The organism is Bradyrhizobium sp. USDA 327 (genome assembly GCF_041262065.1).
Lineage (GTDB): Bacteria > Pseudomonadota > Alphaproteobacteria > Rhizobiales > Xanthobacteraceae > Bradyrhizobium > Bradyrhizobium liaoningense.
The window spans coordinates 3,249,408-3,269,676 of record NZ_JBGCCW010000001.1 but is presented as its reverse complement, the minus strand read 5'-3'; the positions used below and the strand labels follow the sequence as shown (position 1 = coordinate 3,269,676).

The following is a 20,269-nucleotide window of genomic DNA, read 5'->3' as shown; positions in this document are numbered from 1 at the left end:
AGATGCCGGCAGGCCCGCCGGCCATGGGCGGCGGGCCCGTGCACTCATCTTGTTACGAGATCTGCATAGTCCGGGTGCTTGTCGATCCACGCCTTCACGAACGGGCATTGTGGGATCAGCTTCAATCCGGCGGCGCGGACCTGGTCGAGTGCGCCTTGTACCAGCTTCGAACCAATGCCCTTGCCACCAAGTTCCTTCGGCACGTCCGTATGCTCGAACGTGATCACGTTGCCATCGAGCTTGTAATGCTCGGTCGCAAGATGGCCTTCCACCGCGAGCTCGTAGCGGTGTTGGGCCTTGTTGTCGATGACGTCGCTCATGTCGTGGCCCCTCCAGCTGCCAGCCTCGCACACGAGACCGTAACGCGCGGTCGGGTCGGCAGGTTTCCGATGTTGCGGTCGTTCGGTTCAATCGGTCGCTTGGGCCAGCCTGGAATCCTCGGGCTGCGGCGGCTGGCGGAGGCAACCCTGGCAGATGACCAGGGAGCGGTTGACCTTGGCGTCCTGCTCGGCCTCGATGCCGTCCTGCGCCTGCCACCATTCCTTCGAATAGGGCTGAATGCCGGCTTGCGACTTGTTGCGCTCGGAGTGGGCAGCGGTACGCGTTGGTTGTGAAGTAGCGCGCGGCCGGTTGGGATCCTCGCCGGCGCCATCCCAGGCGTAACGCGCAGGCTTGAAGGCGGGATCGGAAGCTAGATGCGCCTGTGGCGCAACGGCACATCCGGCGAGCGCCAGCGTGAGCAGGATGACGGCGGGCGCTTTGATCATGGAATGCACTCTGTACGCGGAGACGGATGAAGCGTGCGCCGATCATGTTTAAAATTCCCTGAACAATTGCGGTTGTGGCTGCGACCAACGCCAATGCGATCTCTGATCCTCCTGCTCACCTTGCTCGTGACCTGCGCGCGCGCCGACGACGCAAAGCCATTCAATCCGGCCGACTATCCATCGGACGTGCAGAAGGCGCTGCGCTACGCCAATGAGGAATGCGACAGCCAGGAGGGCGGCGAGGTGACCTTCGCGCCAAACACCGTGCGCAAGACCGACCTCACCGGCGATGGCCGCGAGGACTACATCGTCGATTTCCAGGACACCAAATGCGGCGATCGCGAAACGACCTATTGCGGAACCGGCGGCTGCGTCATGAAGATCCTGGTGACGCTGCCGAACGGGAGCGTGCGCGAGGTGTTTGGCGGCTATGTCCTCCGCTACGAGATCATGGCGCCGGCGGCGAAGCGCGGCGCCGCGCGCACCGTCCGCTTCGATCTGCATGGCAGCTTCTGCGGCGGCTTTGGTCCGCAGACCTGCGTCAAGCGGAAGACCATTGCGGCGACGCCGTTTGCGTTCAAGCAGCCGTAGAGCTGGTCCGCGGCAGCCGGCCTTGCAGGGGCGCTGGCGATGGCGATAAATGGGCGGCAATGAGCGGGCAGCTTGTGCGCCGCCCGTCGTCGAAGAGGAAGCCCGATGCAGCCCCTGCGCATGTCCCGCCGCGTCATGAATCTCGCCTACATGCTGACCCAGAATGCGCGGCGGCATGGATCGCGCCCCGGCTTCGTCTGGGGTGACAAATCCTGGACCTGGCGCGAGATCGATGCACAGGTCTCGGCGCTGGCGGCCGCGCTCACCGCGCGTGGAATTGCCAGGGGCGACCGCATCCTCGTCCATTCCAAGAACGGCGACGAGATGTTCGTCTCGATGTTCGCCGCGTTCCGGCTCGGTGCGGTCTGGGTCCCCACCAATTTTCGCCTGATGCCGGACGAGGTCAGCTATCTCGCGCAGGCCTCCGGGGCGAAGGCGTTCCTGTGCCATGTCGATTTCCCCGAGCACGCGGCGGCGGTGAAGGGCGGCGCACTCGAATTCACCTGGAGCATCGACAGCAAGGCGCCATTCGCGGATATGTCGGTGGCCGAAGCCATGGCCTCGCGGGGAGGAACGGCAGTCGAGAACGTCGCTGTCGAACACGACGATCCCTGCTGGTTCTTCTTCACCTCCGGCACCACCGGCCGTTCCAAGGCGGCTGTGCTCACACACGGCCAGATGGGGTTCGTCGTCACCAATCATCTCGCCGATCTGACGCCAGGCGTGACGGAGCAGGATGCCTCGCTGGTGGTGGCGCCGCTGTCGCACGGCGCCGGCGTGCATCAGCTGATGCAGACCGCGCGCGGCGCATGCACGGTGCTGCTGCCGACCGAAAAATTCGACATCAACGAGGCGTTCCGCCTGATCGAGGCGCATCGCGTCAGCAATCTCTTCACGGTGCCGACGATCCTCAAGATGATGGTCGAGCATCCCGCCGCCGACAAATACGATCATTCCTCGCTGCGTCAGGTGATCTATGCCGGCGCGCCAATGTATCGCGAGGACCAGAAGGCGGCGCTGAAGAAGCTCGGCAAGGTCATCGTGCAGTATTTCGGCCTTGGCGAGGTCACCGGCAACATCACCGTGCTGCCGGCCGCGCTGCACGATCCCGAGGACGGCCCGCATGCAAAGATCGGCACCTGTGGCTTCGAGCGCACCGGCATGCAGGTTTCGATCCAGGACGACGAGGGACGGGAGCTTGCCCCGAACCAGAGCGGCGAGATCTGCGTGATCGGGCCTGCGGTGTTCGCCGGCTATTACGACAACCCCGAAGCCAATGCGAAGGCGTTCCGCAACGGCTGGTTCCGCACCGGCGACCTCGGCCACATGGACGAGGAGGGATTCGTCTACATCACGGGACGTGCCTCCGACATGTACATCTCCGGCGGCTCCAACATCTATCCGCGCGAGATCGAGGAGAAGATCCTGACGCATCCCGCGATCGGCGAAGTCGCCGTGCTCGGCGTGCCCGATGCGACCTGGGGCGAGGTCGGAATAGCTGTCTGCGTTGCGCGCGAAGGCGCGAAGCCAGTGAGCGAAGCGGAGATGGCGGCGTTCCTCTCGCCAAAAGTGCCGCGCTACAAGATGCCGAAGCGGTTTTTCTTCTGGGAGGCGCTGCCCAAATCCGGCTACGGCAAGGTGCCGAAGCGGATGGTGCGCGACGAGCTCGAGGCGCGCGGGCTGCTCGATCTCGACAAGATCAAGGCCAGCTGAGCAGGCGTCATGCGCAGCATCAAGCAGCCGGGCCCGCCCGTCGCCGAACGCATTCAATGGGTGGAGGCGAGGGGGCGCGCCTTTTCCTTCACGCTTCAGGCGGGACTGCCGCTGCTGGAAGCTGCACGGCGCGGATTTGCGGCAGAGGGATTTGCCGGCGGCGTGCTCAATTTCGGCCGCTGTGCGCTCGAACCGTTCGCCTATGTCATGCCGGCGCTGTCGAAGACCGGCGAGAACGCGGCATTCTACAGCGAGACATATCGGCCCGAAGGCGTGACGCGCACGAAGCTTGGCAGCATGACGCTGGGCGTGCGGGACGGCGCACCGTTCTTTCATTGCCATGGGCTCTGGACCGAGGCCGACGGCAAGGCAAGCGGCGGCCACATGCTGCCGGACGAGACCGTTGTGGCCGAGCCCTTCGAGGTCGAGGCGTTCGGCATCGATGGCGCGATGTTCACTGCCGAACCCGATCCGGAGACCAATTTCAAGCTGTTCGGGCCCGTCGCGGTCGCGAGCACCGGCGCCCGCACGACGAGCCGAAGCTTCGCATTGCGGCTGCGGCCCAATCAGGATTTTGCCGGCGGCCTCGAGGACTTCTGCCGTGCACATGGCATCGCGCGTGCGAAAATTCACGGCGGCGTCGGCTCGACAATCGGCGCGCGTTTCACCCATGGCGGCATCACCGAGCCCTTTGCCACCGAGCTGGCGATCACGGCCGGCGCGATCGCGCCCGGCGCTTCCGGCCAACTGCAGGCCGCGCTCGATGTTGCATTGATCGATTACACCGGTGGCATCGCCGAGGGCCGCCTGATCCGCGGCGACAATCCCGTGCTGATGACCATGGAGCTGGTGCTGGAGGCGTTGGCGTAGCTGGTCAGGCCTGGGCGGGCGGGGCAGATATCGCTTTGCAATTCTTATGTTCCTGTTATGTTCTAGCGGAGGTTTCAGGGGTGGGCAATGGCACGAAAAGGCAATCGGACGATCAATCTGCCTGCGCCTTATCTGAAGCGGGTCTGGCTCGATCCGTCGCAAGTTCACGATCGCGAGGCCTATCCGTTTTGCCTGCCCATCTTCCCCGATGACTTCGAGCTCAACTTCGACGCGGCCATCACCATCATCGTGGGAGAGAACGGCACCGGGAAGTCGACGATCCTCGAGGGCATCGCAGCGCTCGCCGGCTATGACGATGCCGGTGGCGGCAAGGGCTACATGCCGGTCGATCATTCCGAAGCACGCGAGAAGATGGGCGGCCAACTCTCGAAGGCGCTGCGCGCAAGCTGGCTGCCGAAGATCACCAATGGCTGGTTCTTCCGTGCGGAGAGTTTTTTCTCGGTTGCGCGATATCTGGACAAGGCGGCACGGGATGCCGGCCAGGCCGGTCCCGATTTCCTCTCGCACTCCCACGGTGAAGGCTTCCTGCGCTTCTTCGAAGAACGCTGCCAACGCCAGGGCATCTTCATCTTCGACGAGCCGGAATCGGCGCTGTCGCCGGCGCGCCAGATCGAATTCCTGAAGCTGCTGCGCCGCATGGAAGAGTCCCGCATCTGCCAGGTGATCATGGCAACGCATTCGCCGGTGCTGATGGCCTATCCCAATGCGCGGCTGCTGCGGCTCGGGAAATACGGCCTGGAGCCGACCACGGTGGAGCAGACCGATCATTACCGGGTGATGCGGGAGTTTTGTGCCGATCCACGCGGGTTCGTGGAGGCGACGCTGGCGGAGTAGGGGCGCACCCGACGCCCACACTCGTGTCCCGGACAAGCCGCAACGCGTGAGCGTTGCGGCGCAGAGCCGGGACCCAGGAGTCCGCGCGTCGTGCTGCTGCATGGGCCCCGGCTCAGCAGCGCACCGCCGAAGGGGCGCTGCGCTGCGTCCGGGGCACGAGAGCCCGAATTTCTCTAGCATTGCTACCCGCATTATACGCGCGGCTTCGCATTCTCGCGGCACACCGTGTCCGAGCTTTGCGTTGATCGCCGCCCTCAAGAGTGCCGAGGGCGTAGGGAAGGCCGGGTGCCGGCTGGCACCCGCGGTCCGCTGTGCGCGTAATGCGCTGGAAGTGATGCACAGCGGCATACAGGTGAAGCCAAACATCCGGCCTTCCCTGCGCAGTGGTTTTACGGCTTATGTCGTGATCTCCTCGGGGAGCGATGCACTATTGCCCCCGTCGCCTTGCGGATGGTTGACGATGCGAACCCGGTCGGGCCGCAACGTCACCACAAGCCTTGGCGCACAGACCCCGGGCGCCAGGACCACACGATTTTGCCGTACGCTGGCTGCGCCCGTCGTGTGCGCGCGTCGTCTGCCCACGGAGTGACCCGTCCTGCAAACCGCCTGCGCGCGACGCTGCCTGCGTCCACCACATTCCCATCCCGCGTTCGTGACGATCGCGATCCGCCCCTCGGCCCGGGCTGGGATGGCCAAAACATGCGACAATTCCGAATTCGATTAAAGCGAATTATTTCCGCCCGCAAGGAGTTGACCGTGTTCTGGCGTGTTTTGCCCGTCAGGCAACGCAACGGATGGTGTGATAGTGGGAGCGCGCCGCCACAGCCGCGCCACGAACCGGTCTCCCCACCGTCCAAAAATGCGCTACGATGCTCCCAGCGCGCTTCAAGTCGCGCAGGATCAAATGAGGAAACGACATGAGGATGACGATGGGACCGGCGATCGCCGGGGTCGCGGCGCTGGCGGTGGCGGGGATGGCGCTGACAACGGCGTTCGAGCCGGTCTGGGCGCACGGGCCGACGCGGCAGAAGGTGAGGGAATCCATCGAGATCAACGCTGCCCCGGCCAAGGTATGGGCGGTGATCGGCAATTTCCAGGACATGAGCTGGCTTCCACCCGTCACCAAGACCACGGGCGAGAAGGGCAACGAGATCGGCGCGACGCGGACGCTGACGCTGACGGGCGGCGCAACGGTCGAGGAGGAGCTCTACAAATACGAGCCCGACATGCTGAGCTATTCGTACCGGATCACCAAGGTCGACGTGAAGGTGCTGCCGGTGACCAACTATTCCTCGACGCTGACGGTGTCGCCCGCGCCTGATGGCAAGGCGAAGCTGGAATGGGCCGGCGCGTTCTATCGCGGCTATCCCAACAACGATCCGCCGCCGGAGCTGAGCGACGAGGCCGCCAGGACCGCGGTGAGCGGGCTGTACAAGGCCGGGCTCGAGGCGCTCAAGAAGAAGATCGAGAGCGGAAGCTGACAGTGCGGGCGCTGGTTCTGGCGGCGTTCGCCGCCAGCCTCTGCGGTGCCGGTTCCCCACGCGCCTCCGCTGAAGAAGCGTTCGTCACCAACCAGCTCAGCGAGGATCTGATGATCGTGGACCTCGCGGGCCTACGCGCGGTCGCGACCATTCCGATCGGCGGCAAGCCGGCCGGTGTCGCCGTCAGCGCCGACGGGCGCTTTGCCTATGTGACGAGCCCAGATGCCAAGGCGGTGACGGTGGTGGACGCGGCCGCGCGTCAGGTCGCGGGGCGGATCGAGGTCGGCGGCGGGCCGCTCGGCATTGCCGTCGCGCCCGATGGCCGCACCGTCTATGTCGCCGACTGGTATGCCGCTGCGGTGCGGGTGATCGATACGGCTTCGCGCAGCGTCACGGCCAGCATCGCGGTCGGGGCCTCGCCATCGGGCCTCGCCGTGACGCCGGATGGCAAGCTGCTGCTCTCGGCGGACCGCGACGACGACAGCGTCTCGGTGGTGGACAGCGCGACGCGCCAGCGCAGGGCCATGATCAAGGTCGGCACCCGCCCGTTCGGCGTCACCATCGACGCCGATGGCCGGCGCGCCTACACGGCCAATGTCGGCTCCGACGATGTCTCGGTCATCGATATCGCGGAGGCTCGCGAAATCGGCCGTGTGCCGGTCGGGATGCGCCCCTATGCGGTGGCGCTGACGCAGGGCCGCGGTTTCGTCACCGACCAATATGGCGGCACCGTCAGCGTGTTCGACCTCGCGAGCCTGAAGCCGATCAAGCGCATCACTGTCGGCGACTATCCCGAAGGCATCGCGGCAACCGCCGACGGCAAGCGCATCATCGTCGCCTGCTGGGAGAGCAACACGCTCAATATCATCGATGCCAGCGAGCTGAAGGTGATCGGCGAGATCAAGACCGGCGATGGCCCGCGCGCATTCGGGGCGTTCTTGCGCAAGACGGAGTAGTTCGCCAAAACCCGCGGCCGCTATCCAACGACGACGTTGCATGAAGGTGCTGCCGATCGCTCATCCAGTAACACCAGTCAGCGCTGATCAGTTAGCGGGGGGGCCAGCCTGATCGGTGACCGCGGCTTCCGGGGCTGCGTTGGCCGGCGCACCCCGGTCGGTCCAATCCGGCGGCAGCCCAATCCTCTCTCCGGCCATTCCAATCAGTCCCGGCGCTCGCCCGAATGTTTCACAGATCACCTCCTTGGGCGCGCCGCCGAGAGAGGCCTGCAGACTGCCGATGGATGGCGGCGCCGAGACCTTTCCGAACGGACTCTCGCCGGTAACAAGCATCTTCCCGAAATCGTCTCCGAAAGCGCTGGCGAGATCATAGGCATCCCCGTCGCTCGATGCGCGCGGAGCGCTGGTGAAGGAATTCGCTCCGCGCGCCCAGATCATGGCAGCTTTTTGGTCGCCGCTGCGGTCACGGGCCTCGGCCTCTACGGACAGGCTCCCAAGTCCGATCGGAAGCCGCGGTACAGGGATGGGCACACCGGGAGCAACGATGGACGGTACAACGCTCGCGACCTTGGAGACGCCGGCTGCCGTCGCATCGGTCGGCGCAATGTGGGTAATGACCGCCCGAACATTCAAGTCCGCGGCTTCCGTCGGCGCTACGATGCGGAAGCGCTCGCTCAGCGCAAGACACATCGCTCTGTTCATCGCATTCTTGATCAGGCTGCGCTGCCGGTCGGAGAACGGCTGGTTTGCGGCGGTTACCGCGAACGCAGCTGGCTCGATACGCGCAGTCTTTGCGGCGAGAACATCAGCCTTGCTGATCCGAACCTGCGACTTGGTCAGAAGACCATCGGACGGCGTCAGATTGTCGTAGGAGGCCAGGGACCCGGACCGCTCCAGCGGTGCAACCGCGCAACCAGCAGCCATCAAGCTCAAGGTCGCGACGACTGACCATCTCATGGCGAGGGAGCAAGACCGATCGCCGCCCTCTGGACCATGCGCCGGGAACGCGCGACCGGAACGGGAGACGGCGCGGCGCCGGGCGCCGATGCTAGGATTGGCTGCCAGGTCGCATTCCAACGCGCCAGCGTCGTCTCGTTGCCGTCGAAGGCCAGGTCGAGGAAAGCCAGAGTGAGCTCGGCCGTCGCAGCCTTCACTTTCGGATTGAGAGCCGGACCACCCGTGAACGAGCGATCGGTAAAGATGCTGTGCGAGCCGCCCTCGAACACAGCAAGCAGCTTGCGCGGTTCGGCAATGGCGTTGAAGACAGCCAATCGATCGGCAGCAGGCGAGTGGTATCCGGGGATTTCGATGACGTCGTTTGTCGCAGTCACGTGCAGGTTCGGAACTGCGATCTTGCCCAGGACCGAGGCAAGATCGGACTCGCCGTAGAACGGCGGCGCAGAGATGACGATCGCCGCCGAGAAGCGCGGGTCGCGGACCTCGACCCACCGTCCTTCACGCATCACGCGGGCGCCAACCGCAAGAAGGGCCGTGTTCGCGCCATATGAATGTCCGGCCGCTACGATACGCCGGCGGTCGATCTGGGCGCCGTAGGGGCTCGACAGCACAAGGTTCAGAGCGAAGTGCAGATCCCTGGCCCGCGCCAGCGCCTCGCTCTCATGAGCCGCTCGCTGCAAGCGGTCCACGACGGCGAGAGGATTGCCTCGCCAGAGCGATGAATCGCTGCCCGCATGCTGAACATGCAGACTGGCGATGCCACGGGCCGCCCAATATCGTCCCAGATAGCTGTAGCCCCGGCGGGAGCCGCCCAGGCCATGGGAGAACACGATGAGCGGTACGCGCGATCCTGGCGCGACACTGGTCGGCCAATGCAGGCGCGCCGGAACGTCCCGCGAACGCGCGGGATCGAGCCAGTCGAAGTCGATGAAGGCGGGCGGGACGGACTGCGCTTGCGCTGGCGGTGCCGCAACGGCGGCTGTGACTGCGACGGCGAGCAGCATGGCACCAAGGCGCCGTCGCGTCATGTTGCCCGGCGCGATTGCGTCGCCCCCGCCACCTGCGTGAGGGGATGAAACATGCCACAAGGGAGTATCGCCGCCCACCCTGTTCACCATGAACACACCTTGAACACAATTCGCACTGGGTGTAATTTTGTATTGCACTTGGTGTAATTTTGCAAGCGGATTTGTTTCGTGCCAGAACAGGTTATGAAGAGCTCGTCTCGAAAGGAGGAAGGCCTGCGCGAACGGAAGCGGCGCGAAACGCTGCATCGTATCGCCGAGCAAGGCCTGAAACTGTTTCTGACGCACGGCTACGAGGCTACGACGCTCGACGCGATCGCGGAGGCAGCCGGGATCTCGCGGCGGACGTTCTTCTATTACTTCAAGTCCAAGGAAGAGATCCTGCTGGCGTGGCAGGACGGCGGTTTCAGCGAGACCCTGCGAGCCGCCGTGCTGGAGCAATCGACCAAGCAGTCACCCCTCGATGCCGTGAAGAACGCCTTGTTGGACCTGACGGCCCGCTTTCAGGCGGATTACAAGCAAGCCAAGGTGATCGAACGCCTGATGTGTGCGAACGAAGCGCTTCGCATTCGACAGCAGGCGAAATACGTAGAGAAGGAAGAAGCGGTATTCGATGCGCTCTGCCAGTTGTGGCCGCAGCCCAAGCGCCAACCCGCGCTCCGCATGGTCGCCATGATGTCGGTCGGAGCACTGCGTCTTGCGATCGACAACTGGAACGGCGATCAGGGCAAGCGACCTCTGGCCATCCACCTGAGAGAGGCTTTCGCGTGCCTGGACCAGGAAATTGGAGGGGCGTCCTCGCGCAAGACTGCCGGCCGCTCCGGCGAGTGAGTGAGCGTCAGGCCGGGTGGCCTGCAGAACCGCTGTCGCTCCGTAGCTTTCCGCCTGAGTGATTTGCCGGATGAGCGGTCCTCATCCACCGACGTTCCCGGGTATCGCTCCGCTCATCCGGGCTACGGCACCGGAGCACAGCGTCGGCGCAATCTCATCCATTCGCTCGAACATATGGTCCGGCCGCAGCGCCCGAAGCGCCGCCGGCGCCGCGTAGCCCCAGCACACGGCGCCGCAGTCGATGCCGACGGTGCGAGCGGCCTCGATGTCGCGAACCTCGTCGCCGATCGCAATCACACGCTCAGGGCTTACGGCTGCCCGCCGGATGACTCGGCGAAATTTCGCGGGCTTGCCGAATATCGACGCAGAACAGTCGAAATGCGCGAACAACGCGGCGGCATCCCCGAGCTTCTCGCGCGCATTGGCCTCGCTGTCGGAGGTCACCAGCGTGAGCTGCACGCCGTGTTCGGCCAGTGTCCGCAGCATCGCCTCGACACCCGCAAACAGCGGAATCTCGCTAGCGGCCTCCGCCTTCAACCGCCGCGCATGCCGCGCGATCGCCGGCAGCTTCCACAGCGGCACCTCGAGCCGGGAGAGCATCTCGCGGCTCGACGCATGCCGCAGCTCTTCAATGTCCTCATCCTTCACGCGGCGAAAATTGAAGCGATCGGCGACATCGTTGATGGTGCGGAGGAACCACGGAAAGCTGTCGGCGAGGGTGCCGTCGAGATCGAAGATGGCGAGGGCGTAGGGCATGAGTCGGGTTCTGGAATTCGCTGACAAAACGCGATGGGGCAGAACTGCACTGGGAATGAATCAACGCAATTTGCGAACATGAACATTGATGTCGATATCGATGTTGTTGACGCAAGTCTGCGTTGTCCGATGCGAGCCGCCTTCGTGCCAGCGCCCGTCGCGCGCCCGGGCGCCGCTAACATTTGCCAGCTTGAGACACCGCCATTGCGGCAACGATCCGGTGCTCTCGCCGGCAAACTGCCACGCCAGCACAGCCTCCTCGCCAGCCTTGTTGGTGCCGATGATGTGCGGGCAGAGCTCGCGAGGGCGACCCTCGTAGACGCAGGTCACCTGCTGCTCTGCGAGGATTGCGTCACGAAAGAGTGTATAAGTTCGGCTCGGCATGGAGACCACTCCACGGCAGCTTCAGCCGGTCGGCCCAGCGGGCGGCGCTATTCCGCCGCCTCGCTCGCCGTCCGTCTCCGCTTCGGCTTCCGCGCCTTCTCCAGCACCGGCGCCAGGAACTTGCCAGTATAGCTCCGCGGCGCTTTCGCGATGTCTTCCGGCGGGCCCCAGGCGACGATCTCGCCGCCGCCGTCGCCGCCTTCGGGGCCGAGATCGATGACCCAGTCGGCGGTCTTGATGACTTCGAGATTGTGCTCGATCACGACGACGGTGTTGCCCTGCGCGACCAGCTCGTGCAGCACCTCCAGCAGCTTCTTGACGTCATGGAAGTGCAGGCCGGTGGTCGGCTCGTCCAGGATGTAGAGCGTGCGGCCGGTGGCGCGCTTGGACAGCTCCTTCGCCAGCTTGACGCGCTGGGCTTCGCCGCCCGAGAGCGTGGTGGCCTGCTGGCCGACATGGATGTAGTCGAGGCCGACGCGGTGCAGGGTCTGGAAGGTCTCGCGGACGCGCGGCACGGCCTTGAAGAATTCCGCGGCCTCTTCGACGGTCATGTCGAGTACGTCGGCGATGCTCTTGCCCTTGAACAGGACTTCGAGCGTCTCGCGGTTGTAGCGCTTGCCCTTGCAGACGTCGCAGGTGACGTAGACGTCGGGCAGGAAGTGCATCTCGATCTTGATGACGCCGTCGCCCTGGCACGCCTCGCAGCGGCCGCCCTTGACGTTGAAGGAGAAGCGGCCCGGCTCGTAGCCGCGCGCCTTCGCCTCGGGCAGGCCGGCGAACCATTCGCGGATCGGCGTGAACGCGCCGGTATAGGTCGCCGGATTGGAGCGCGGGGTACGGCCGATCGGCGACTGGTCGATGTCGATGATCTTGTCGATGTGCTCGAGGCCCTCGATGCGATCGTGCGGCGCGGCGCCTTCGCTGGCGTTGTTCAGCTTGCGGGCGATGGCACGATAGAGCGTGTCGATCAGCAGCGTCGACTTGCCGCCGCCGGAGACGCCGGTGACGCAGGTGAACAGGCCGAGCGGGATCTCCGCCGTGACGTTCTTGAGGTTGTTGCCGCGCGCGTTCACCACCTTGATGGTGCGGCGATGGTTGGGCGGACGCCGCTCCGGCACCTCGACCTCGAGCTCGCCGGTCAGATACTTGCCGGTCAACGATTTCGGGTTGCGCATGATCTCGGCGGGCGTGCCTTCGGCGACGATGTTGCCGCCATGCATGCCGGCGCCGGGGCCGATGTCGAGGACGTAGTCGGCGAGGCGGATGGCGTCCTCGTCATGCTCGACCACGACCACGGTGTTGCCGAGGTCGCGAAGTCTCTTCAGCGTGTCGAGCAGGCGGGCATTGTCGCGCTGGTGCAGGCCGATCGAGGGCTCGTCGAGCACGTAGAGCACGCCAGTCAGGCCCGAGCCGATCTGCGAGGCCAGGCGGATGCGCTGGCTCTCGCCGCCGGACAGCGTGCCGGAGGCGCGGGACAGCGTGAGATAGTTGAGGCCGACGTCGAGCAGGAAGGTCAGGCGCTCGCGGATCTCTTTCAGGATGCGGCCGGCGATCTCGTTCTGCTGCTTGTTCAGCGTCTCGGGCACGCCCGCGAACCATTCGCCGGCCTTCTTGACTGACAGCTCCGAGATCTCGCCGATATGCTTGCCGCCGACCTTGACGCAGAGCGCCTCGGGCTTGAGCCGAAAGCCGTGGCACGCCTCGCAGGGCACGTCGTGGAAGTATTTCGCCAGCTCCTCGCGCGCCCACTCGCTCTCGGTCTCGCGGTAGCGGCGGTTGATGTTGGTGATGACGCCCTCGAACGGTTTCCTGGTGTCGTAGGAGCGGACACCGTCCTCGTAGGAGAACTTGATCTCGTCCTCGCCGGAGCCATAGAGCAGCGCGTCTCTCGTCTTCTTCGGCAGATCCTTCCATTTGGTGTCGAGCGTGAACTTGTAGTGCTTGCCGAGCGCGGTCAGCGTCTGCACGTAATAGGGCGATGACGACTTGGCCCAGGGCGCGATCGCGCCCTTGCGCAACGTCAGGTCCTTTTCTGGGGATGACGAGGTCCTCGTCGACATGCTGCTCGACGCCGAGGCCGCCGCAGGCCGGGCAGGCACCATAGGGATTGTTGAACGAGAACAGACGCGGCTCGATCTCGGGGATGGTGAAGCCGGAGACCGGACAGGCGAACTTTTCCGAGAACAGGATGCGTTCGGGGCCGCTCTTGTCGTGGATCTTCGCGGTCTTCTTTTTCTCTTTCTCTTCGGCAGGCGCGGCCGCCGGCGCGTCGGCGAACTCGACGACGGCGAGGCCCTCGGCGAGCTTCAGCGCGGTCTCGAAGCTTTCGGCGAGGCGCTGGCCGATATCGGCGCGCACCACGATGCGGTCGACGACGACGTCGATGTCGTGCGGGAATTTCTTGTCCAGCGTCGGCGCTTCCGCGAGCTCATGGAAGGTGCCGTCGATCTTGACGCGCTGGAAGCCCTTCTTGAGCCATTCGGCCAGCTCCTTCCGGTACTCGCCCTTGCGGCCGCGCACGACGGGCGCGAGCAGATAGAGGCGGGTGCCTTCGGGCAGCGCCAGCACGCGGTCGACCATCTGCGAGACGGTCTGGCTCTCGATCGGCAGGCCCGTGGCCGGCGAATAGGGTACGCCGACGCGGGCCCAGAGCAGGCGCATGTAGTCGTAGATCTCGGTGACGGTGCCGACGGTGGAACGCGGGTTCTTCGACGTCGTCTTCTGCTCGATCGAGATCGCCGGTGACAGGCCGTCGATCTGGTCGACGTCGGGCTTCTGCATCATCTCCAGGAACTGGCGGGCATAGGCCGACAGCGATTCGACGTAGCGGCGCTGGCCCTCGGCGTAGATGGTGTCGAAGGCGAGCGAGGATTTGCCGGAGCCGGAGAGGCCGGTGAACACCACCAGCTTGTCGCGGGGGATCTCGACGTCGATGTTCTTGAGGTTGTGCTCGCGCGCGCCACGGATCGAAATTGCGCGCAGGCTGGAGCCCGCGTTCTGTTGTTGGCGCTTCGCCTTGATCACTTCGTCCATCCCGCTGGTCCTTAAGGAATCCAAAGACGCGCGATCGCGCCAATGTTGAAGGCGCGCTTCGCCCGGAACCGGGAACGGCGCCGATGGGTATGGCAGCGAACGTAGGAAGAACGGCGGCGGATTTCCAGTGCGACTTGCGAATCGTCAACGGATTGTTGGCGCGCTGGCGGCATCTGGCAGTAGCAGGAGCGGGCGGAACTGCGCAGAGCGAGCCATCAAACAAAAAGGCCGGCGCTGGCGCCGGCCTTTCGTGACGATAAGACGTCGGTCGCGATCAGTACTTCAGATCAGTACTTGGCGACGACCGGGCCCCCGAAGTGATAGTTCACGCCGACCTGCACGGTGTGGAAGTTGAGCGTGCCGGATGCCAGCGGCGCGCCGAGGTTCGAGAAGTAGTTCTCGCTGTCGAGGCTGCGATAGAGGTACTCGCCCTTGACCGACCACTGCGGAGCAAAGAACGCCTCGACGCCCGCACCGACGGTCCAGCCGGAGTGCCACTTGCTGTCCGACACGGACACGCCCAGTGCCGTGAGGGTGATCTTGTTGTCGATCCAGGCATAACCACCGGTGCCGTAGAACAGGAGGTTGTTGACGGCGTAGCCGATGCGGCCGCGGACGGTGCCGAGCGCGTCGGTCTTGGACGACGCGGTGACGCCGAGAGCGGTCGCCGAGGCGCTGACGTCAGCCCAGGAGCCATCGGCCTCGAGGCCGAACACGACGTTGCCGGTCTGCCAGTTGTAGCCGGCGGTGCCGCCGACGAAGCCACCCTGCATGCGGGGGCTGCCAGCGTCTTCCCAAGCGCCGCCGCCGACGACACCGAGATAGAAGCCGGTCCAGTTGTAAACAGCGGCCGGAGCGATCGGAGCCTTGGTGTAAGGGCGAGCTGCGAGATCAGCAGCCGAAGCAGGGGCCGCAAGAGCGAACAAACAGGCCGAAGCCAACAAAACTTTCTTCATCTTTAACTAAATCCCAGTCCCAGTTTCTGTTGTTGCCTTCCGTGACCGGAAGGGCAGCGGACTCAACGGCCCAACTGAGGTTGTGTTTACACCACCAAAGCCGCAAGTTGTGTCTCCGAAAAGCCACAACGACGCAAAAGGTAATGGTTACTGACTCGTTGTCCCCCCGGTACTTCTCGCCCAAAGCAGAAAGGCCGGCGCGAGGCCGGCCTTTGATCTCCAAACAATATCAGCGGGATATCAGTACCTCGCGATCAACGGACCGCCCCAACGATAATTCACCCGGATGAGGCCGATATCGACGTCCTGGCTGATGCGATTGGAGGCCGTGAAAGCACCGAGCGGAGCCCCGGCAAAATTGCCGGACCCGGTGAAATCGATCGTGCGGTGGCCGAGGAAGATGTGATTATACTCGAAGCCGACCGACCAGTTCGGGGCGAATCCGAACTCGACGCCCGCGCCCACCGTGCCGCCCCAACGGGTCTCGTTGGCCCGGTCGAACTCGAGGCCGGTCGCCACATCGTAGGTCCGGTAGCGATCGCCGACGACGGCGGCGCCGCCCTTCACGTAGAGCAGCACGTTGTTCCAGGCATAGCCGATCTGCCCGGTGATCAAACCGAAAGAGTCGATCGTGGAGTGGTTGCGAAGGCCGGATACCGCGCTGATGTTGTCGCCGGAAAAATCGGCCCAGTTGCCCTGGCCCTCGAAGCCGAACACCCAGTTCGTCGACTGCCAGCGATAGCCGACCTGGCCACCGACGGTGCCGCCGGTCGCATTGTGGCAGCCCTCGCCAACCAGAACGCCGGTTGCCGGGGTCACGAAATCCCAACACTTGCGGCTTGTGCCACCACCGCCGTTGATGCCGATGTAGAAGCCGCTCCAGTCGTAGATGGCGGCAACCGGAGCTGGCGCCTTGGTGTAGGGACGGGCGGCAAGATCCGCCGCGCTTGCGGGGGCCGCCAGCCCCAACGCCATTGCACTGATTGCACCAAAAAGAATCTTATTCATTGCAGTCTCCCCAGTTTCGTCCGCTTCTCGAGGTCCCCGAAAGCGGCGGATCAGGCGCGACGCCCATATGAACTAATTCCAAGGCAACCATAGCCCAAGGAAGGGGCAAAATCCGTCTCCGAAATGCCACAGTTGCCCACCGATTGAAGTGTCCGCAACTCGATGAAAGTTAAACGGTTTTCGTCCTTCTCGGGAACCCGGAAAAGTTCCATCCGGGTTCCCTGGCTGTCGGCGCGTGTCCAGAATCTGTTCTGGCTCTTGGCACGAAAGAACAAATCTGGAACGAAGCCGGGCGCGATGCTATATGTGGGGATAACCGTGGGGGTGGCGGGCTGATCGGTGCCCGCAAGCGTATAGGGTCGCCTCAGCGGGGCGCAGAGGAACGCGGGCAGCGGGATTCGTCCTTTTGAAATTCAGTGGCATTCGGAGTGGAGAGCGGCGATGGCGGGAAGCGTCAACAAGGTCATTCTGGTTGGGAATCTCGGCAAGGATCCTGAAATCCGCCGCACCCAGGACGGGCGGCCGATCGCGAATTTGAGCATCGCCACCTCGGAGACATGGCGTGACAAGGCGACCGGCGAGCGCAAGGAAAAGACCGAGTGGCATCGCGTCGTGATCTTCAATGAAGGGCTCTGCAAGGTTGCCGAACAGTATCTGAAGAAGGGCGCGAAGGTTTACATCGAGGGCGCGCTGCAGACCCGCAAATGGACCGACCAGAGCGGCGTCGAGAAGTACTCGACCGAGGTCGTGCTCCAGGGCTTCAACTCGACGCTGACGATGCTCGATGGCCGCGGTGGCGGCGGAGGAGGCGGCAGCTTCGGCGACGAGCCGGGCGGCGATTTCGGCTCCTCCGGTCCCGTCAGCAGCGCACCGCGCCGTCCCGTCGCCGCCGGCGGCGGCCGCAACAACGACATGGACGACGATATCCCGTTCTGAGGACAGGGATCGCGGCCCAGGCACATTGCCCGATAGGGCTGCGCCTGGCGTGCCGTGTCAGCCATTCCTATTAATTCGCGGGGCGGGCTCGGGTTTTCCGGCCGCCTTCATGTTTGAGGTGAGCTCGGATTGCGCCGGGGCAAAACAGGCTGACAGCGCCCACTCTCGGCGCGGTTTCGCGGGCTTCGGAGATCGTTTAGGCAAGCCGGTTCCGGGCCTCTCGGAAGCAGTGCTTGCAAGGGCCTAAGTCGTTGGAAGAATAGGCGGAAAAATCGCTTGTCCTGATCTGCGCGAGGGTGGTTATCAGGACCCCGATGCGCTATATGATTCCCAGACAAAATCTCACCGGATTCCCCTTTGGCTGACGACGACAACAAGCCCGGCGACCAGCCGGCGCAACCCTCGGACATTCGCCCCGTCTCCATCTTCGAGGAGATGAAGAAGTCGTACCTCGACTACGCCATGAGCGTGATCGTGGCGCGTGCGCTGCCCGATGCACGCGACGGTCTGAAGCCGGTGCACCGCCGCATCCTGTTCTCGATGAACGAGCAGGGGCACACGCCCGACAAGAAGTACGTCAAGTCCGCCCGCGTGGTCGGCGACGTCATCGGTAAGTATCACCCGCACGGCGACCAGTCGATCTACGACGCCATGGTTCGCATGGCGCAGGACTTCTCGATGCGCGTGCCGCTGATCGACGGCCAGGGCAATTTCGGTTCGGTCGACGGCGATCCCCCGGCCGCCTATCGTTACACCGAAGCGCGCCTGACGAAGGCGGCGCTGGCTCTGCTGGCCGACATCGACAAGGACACCGTCGACTTCCAGCCGAACTACGACAACAACGAGACCGAGCCATCGGTCTTGCCGGCCAAGTTCCCGAACCTTCTCGTCAACGGCGCGGGCGGCATCGCGGTCGGCATGGCGACCAACATCCCGCCACACAATCTCGGCGAGGTCATCGACGCCTGCGTCGCTCTGATCGACAACCCTGCGCTCACCATTGACGAGCTCATCAACATCGTGCCGGGACCTGACTTCCCGACCGGCGGCGTCATTCTCGGGCGCGCGGGCATCCGCGCCGCCTATCACCTCGGCCGCGGCTCGATCGTCATGCGCGGCAAGGTCGCGATCGAGACCATCCGCAAGGAGCGCGAGGCGCTCATCATCACCGAGATTCCGTACCAGGTGAACAAGGCGACGATGGTCGAGCGCATCGCCGAGCTGGTGAAGGAAAAGAAGATCGAGGGCATCGGCGACCTGCGCGATGAATCCGACCGCGAAGGCTACCGCGTCGTCATCGAGTTGAAGCGCGACGCCGTGCCGGATGTGGTGCTGAACCAGCTGTACAGATTCACGCCGCTGCAGACGAGCTTCGGCGTCAACATGGTGGCGCTCGACAGCGGCCGTCCGCGGATCATGCATCTGAAGGACCTGCTGACGATCTTCGTAGACTTCCGTGAGCGGGTCGTCACGCGGCGCACCAAGTACCTGCTCGCCAAGGCGCGCGATCGGGCGCATATCCTGGTCGGTCTCGCGATCGCAGTCGCCAATATCGACGAGATGATCCGCGTCATCCGGAGCTCGCCCGACCCGACCACCGCCCGCGATACCCTGATGTCGCGCGACTGGCCGGCCCGGGACGTCGAGGACATGCTGACACTGATCGACGACCCGCGTCACCGCATGAGTGCGGATGGCACGATCCGGCTGTCGATGGAACAAGCGAGAGCCATTCTCGATCTGCGCCTTCAGCGCCTGACCGCACTCGGCCGTGACGAAATCCGCGACGAGCTCGACAAGCTCGCCGGCGAGATCGCCGATTATCTCGACATCCTGCGCTCGCGCGAGCGCGTGCTGGGCATCATCAAGACCGAGCTTGCCGAGGTGAAGGCGGAGTTCGCCACGCCACGCCGCACCGTGATCATGGAGCAGGAAGGCGAGGTCGAGGACGAGGACCTGATCCAGCGAGAGGACATGGTCGTCACCGTCTCCCACGCCGGCTACGTCAAGCGCGTGCCGCTGTCGGCCTATCGCGCGCAGCGCCGCGGCGGCAAGGGCCGCTCCGGCATGCAGACCCGCGACGAGGATTTCGTCAGCCGACTGTTCGTCGCCTCCACGCACACGCCGGTGCTGTTCTTCTCCTCGCGCGGCCAGGTCTACAAGGAAAAGGTCTGGCGGCTGCCGATGGCCGCTCCGAACGCGCGCGGCAAGGCAATGATCAACATCCTGCCGCTGGAGCAGGGCGAGCGCATCACCACCATCATGCCGCTGCCGGAGGATGAATCGACCTGGGGCAATCTCGACGTGATGTTCGCCACCACCGGCGGCAACGTCCGCCGCAACAAGCTGTCCGACTTCGTCGACGTTCGCCGCTCCGGCATCATCGCGATGAAGCTCGACGACAACGAGGCGATCGTCGACGTGCAGATCTGCACCGAGCGCGACGACGTGCTCCTGACGGCCGCCGGCGGCCAGTGCATCCGCTTCCCGGTCACCGACGTGCGCGTATTCACCGGACGCACCTCGATGGGCGTGCGCGGCATTGCGCTTGCCGAGGGCGACAAGGTGATCTCGCTGGCGATCCTGCGCCATGTCGAGACCACGTCCGACGAGCGCTCGGCGTACCTGAAGATGCGCCGAGCGGTGGCCGGCGAAGCCTCGGCGGAAGAGGTTCCCGCCGATGCCGAGGCCGAGGAGACCTCCGGCAGCTTCCAGCTGTCGCAGGAGCGTTATGCCGAGATGTCGGCGCAGGAACAGGTGGTGCTGACCGTCTCCGTCAACGGCTACGGCAAGCGGACCTCGTCCTATGAGTACCGCACCACGGGCCGCGGCGGCAAAGGCATCGTGGCCATGAGCGTCAACAACCGCAATGGCAATCTGGTGGCTTCCTTCCCGGTGGAGGACGCCGACCAGATCATGCTGGTCACCGACAAGGGCCAGCTGATCCGCTGCCCGGTCGAAGGCATCCGCATCGCCGGCCGCTCGACCCAGGGCGTGATCGTGTTCGATACCGCCGAGGACGAGCATGTGGTGTCGGTCGAGCACATCACGGAAGAGGCGGAGAGCAACGGCGCGAACGGAGAGTAACGTTCAGCCCGGTCGCCAGGACTGCGCGGCGCTGGATCCGGGCTACGCCCCGCTTGGCTGACA

Annotated in this window: 17 protein-coding genes and 1 pseudogene; 9 read left to right on the top strand and 9 right to left on the bottom strand. The window is 64.6% G+C overall.

Annotation, left to right across the window (positions count from 1 at the left end):
- Positions 1-44: 44 nt before the first annotated feature.
- Together ABIA42_RS15040 and ABIA42_RS15035 are read right to left on the bottom strand one after the other, a co-directional pair.
- Positions 45-320, bottom strand: a complete 276-nt coding sequence (locus tag ABIA42_RS15040; protein WP_370112706.1) for a GNAT family N-acetyltransferase — start codon at positions 318-320, stop codon at positions 45-47.
- Between the two features lie 87 nt (positions 321-407).
- Positions 408-767 carry a hypothetical protein gene (locus ABIA42_RS15035; RefSeq protein ID WP_370112708.1) on the bottom strand — a complete coding sequence of 120 codons (360 nt, stop codon included), beginning with the start codon at positions 765-767 and terminating at the stop codon, positions 408-410.
- A gap of 93 nt (positions 768-860) precedes the next feature.
- Between ABIA42_RS15035 and ABIA42_RS15030 the strand changes: the two genes are divergently transcribed.
- The 6 genes from ABIA42_RS15030 (at position 861) to ABIA42_RS15005 (ending at position 7,233) form a co-directional block, all read left to right on the top strand.
- Positions 861-1,358 (top strand): hypothetical protein, encoded by a 498-nt coding sequence (locus ABIA42_RS15030; RefSeq protein WP_370112710.1) that lies wholly within the window; start codon positions 861-863, stop codon positions 1,356-1,358.
- 105 nt (positions 1,359-1,463) lie between these two features.
- Complete coding sequence (locus tag ABIA42_RS15025; RefSeq protein WP_370112712.1) at positions 1,464-3,071, top strand: acyl-CoA synthetase; 1,608 nt, start codon at positions 1,464-1,466, stop codon at positions 3,069-3,071.
- Between the two features lie 9 nt (positions 3,072-3,080).
- Positions 3,081-3,941 carry a PCC domain-containing protein gene (locus tag ABIA42_RS15020; protein ID WP_271528245.1) on the top strand — a complete coding sequence of 287 codons (861 nt, stop codon included), beginning with the start codon at positions 3,081-3,083 and terminating at the stop codon, positions 3,939-3,941.
- An 87-nt stretch (positions 3,942-4,028) separates the two neighbouring features.
- Complete coding sequence (locus tag ABIA42_RS15015) at positions 4,029-4,796, top strand: AAA family ATPase (RefSeq protein WP_370112714.1); 768 nt, start codon at positions 4,029-4,031, stop codon at positions 4,794-4,796.
- A gap of 917 nt (positions 4,797-5,713) precedes the next feature.
- On the top strand, positions 5,714-6,277 hold the full coding sequence (locus tag ABIA42_RS15010) for an SRPBCC family protein (protein ID WP_271528246.1): 564 nt from the start codon (positions 5,714-5,716) through the stop codon (positions 6,275-6,277).
- A 2-nt stretch (positions 6,278-6,279) separates the two neighbouring features.
- The gene (locus tag ABIA42_RS15005; RefSeq protein ID WP_370112717.1) at positions 6,280-7,233 is read left to right on the top strand and encodes a cytochrome D1 domain-containing protein; all 954 of its coding nucleotides are present in this window, start codon (positions 6,280-6,282) and stop codon (positions 7,231-7,233) included.
- A gap of 87 nt (positions 7,234-7,320) precedes the next feature.
- On the opposite strand, the gene ABIA42_RS15000 is transcribed toward ABIA42_RS15005, so the two are convergent.
- Together ABIA42_RS15000 and ABIA42_RS14995 are read right to left on the bottom strand one after the other, a co-directional pair.
- A complete protein-coding gene (locus ABIA42_RS15000) occupies positions 7,321-8,157 on the bottom strand; it encodes a DUF3313 domain-containing protein (protein WP_370112719.1) in 837 nt (278 codons plus the stop codon).
- 29 nt (positions 8,158-8,186) lie between these two features.
- A complete protein-coding gene (locus tag ABIA42_RS14995; RefSeq protein ID WP_370112721.1) occupies positions 8,187-9,464 on the bottom strand; it encodes an alpha/beta hydrolase family protein in 1,278 nt (425 codons plus the stop codon).
- Here ABIA42_RS14995 and ABIA42_RS14990 point away from each other — a divergent pair.
- A complete protein-coding gene (locus ABIA42_RS14990; protein ID WP_370112723.1) occupies positions 9,402-10,046 on the top strand; it encodes a TetR/AcrR family transcriptional regulator in 645 nt (214 codons plus the stop codon). The two genes, ABIA42_RS14995 and ABIA42_RS14990, sit on opposite strands and share 63 nt — an antisense overlap.
- Before the next feature lie 81 nt (positions 10,047-10,127).
- On the opposite strand, the gene ABIA42_RS14985 is transcribed toward ABIA42_RS14990, so the two are convergent.
- From ABIA42_RS14985 to ABIA42_RS14965, 5 genes and pseudogenes are all read right to left on the bottom strand, one after another.
- Positions 10,128-10,802, bottom strand: coding sequence for an HAD-IA family hydrolase (locus ABIA42_RS14985; RefSeq protein ID WP_370112725.1), 675 nt, complete (start codon positions 10,800-10,802; stop codon positions 10,128-10,130).
- A 60-nt stretch (positions 10,803-10,862) separates the two neighbouring features.
- Positions 10,863-11,186: a hypothetical protein gene (locus ABIA42_RS14980; protein WP_271528252.1), complete on the bottom strand. Its 324-nt coding sequence runs from the start codon at positions 11,184-11,186 to the stop codon at positions 10,863-10,865.
- Between the two features lie 47 nt (positions 11,187-11,233).
- Positions 11,234-14,219 (bottom strand): annotated as a pseudogene (gene uvrA / locus ABIA42_RS14975) (excinuclease ABC subunit UvrA).
- Positions 14,220-14,506: 287 nt separating this feature from the next.
- Positions 14,507-15,175 (bottom strand): outer membrane protein, encoded by a 669-nt coding sequence (locus ABIA42_RS14970; protein WP_271528254.1) that lies wholly within the window; start codon positions 15,173-15,175, stop codon positions 14,507-14,509.
- A gap of 240 nt (positions 15,176-15,415) precedes the next feature.
- Positions 15,416-16,183: an outer membrane protein gene (locus ABIA42_RS14965; RefSeq protein ID WP_271528255.1), complete on the bottom strand. Its 768-nt coding sequence runs from the start codon at positions 16,181-16,183 to the stop codon at positions 15,416-15,418.
- Between the two features lie 441 nt (positions 16,184-16,624).
- On the opposite strand from ABIA42_RS14965, the gene ABIA42_RS14960 reads away from it, so the two are divergent.
- Both ABIA42_RS14960 and gyrA read left to right on the top strand, forming a co-directional pair.
- Complete coding sequence (locus ABIA42_RS14960) at positions 16,625-17,119, top strand: single-stranded DNA-binding protein (protein ID WP_271528256.1); 495 nt, start codon at positions 16,625-16,627, stop codon at positions 17,117-17,119.
- A 357-nt stretch (positions 17,120-17,476) separates the two neighbouring features.
- Positions 17,477-20,206 carry a DNA gyrase subunit A gene (gene gyrA / locus ABIA42_RS14955; RefSeq protein WP_271528257.1) on the top strand — a complete coding sequence of 910 codons (2,730 nt, stop codon included), beginning with the start codon at positions 17,477-17,479 and terminating at the stop codon, positions 20,204-20,206.
- Positions 20,207-20,269 lie beyond the last annotated feature (63 nt).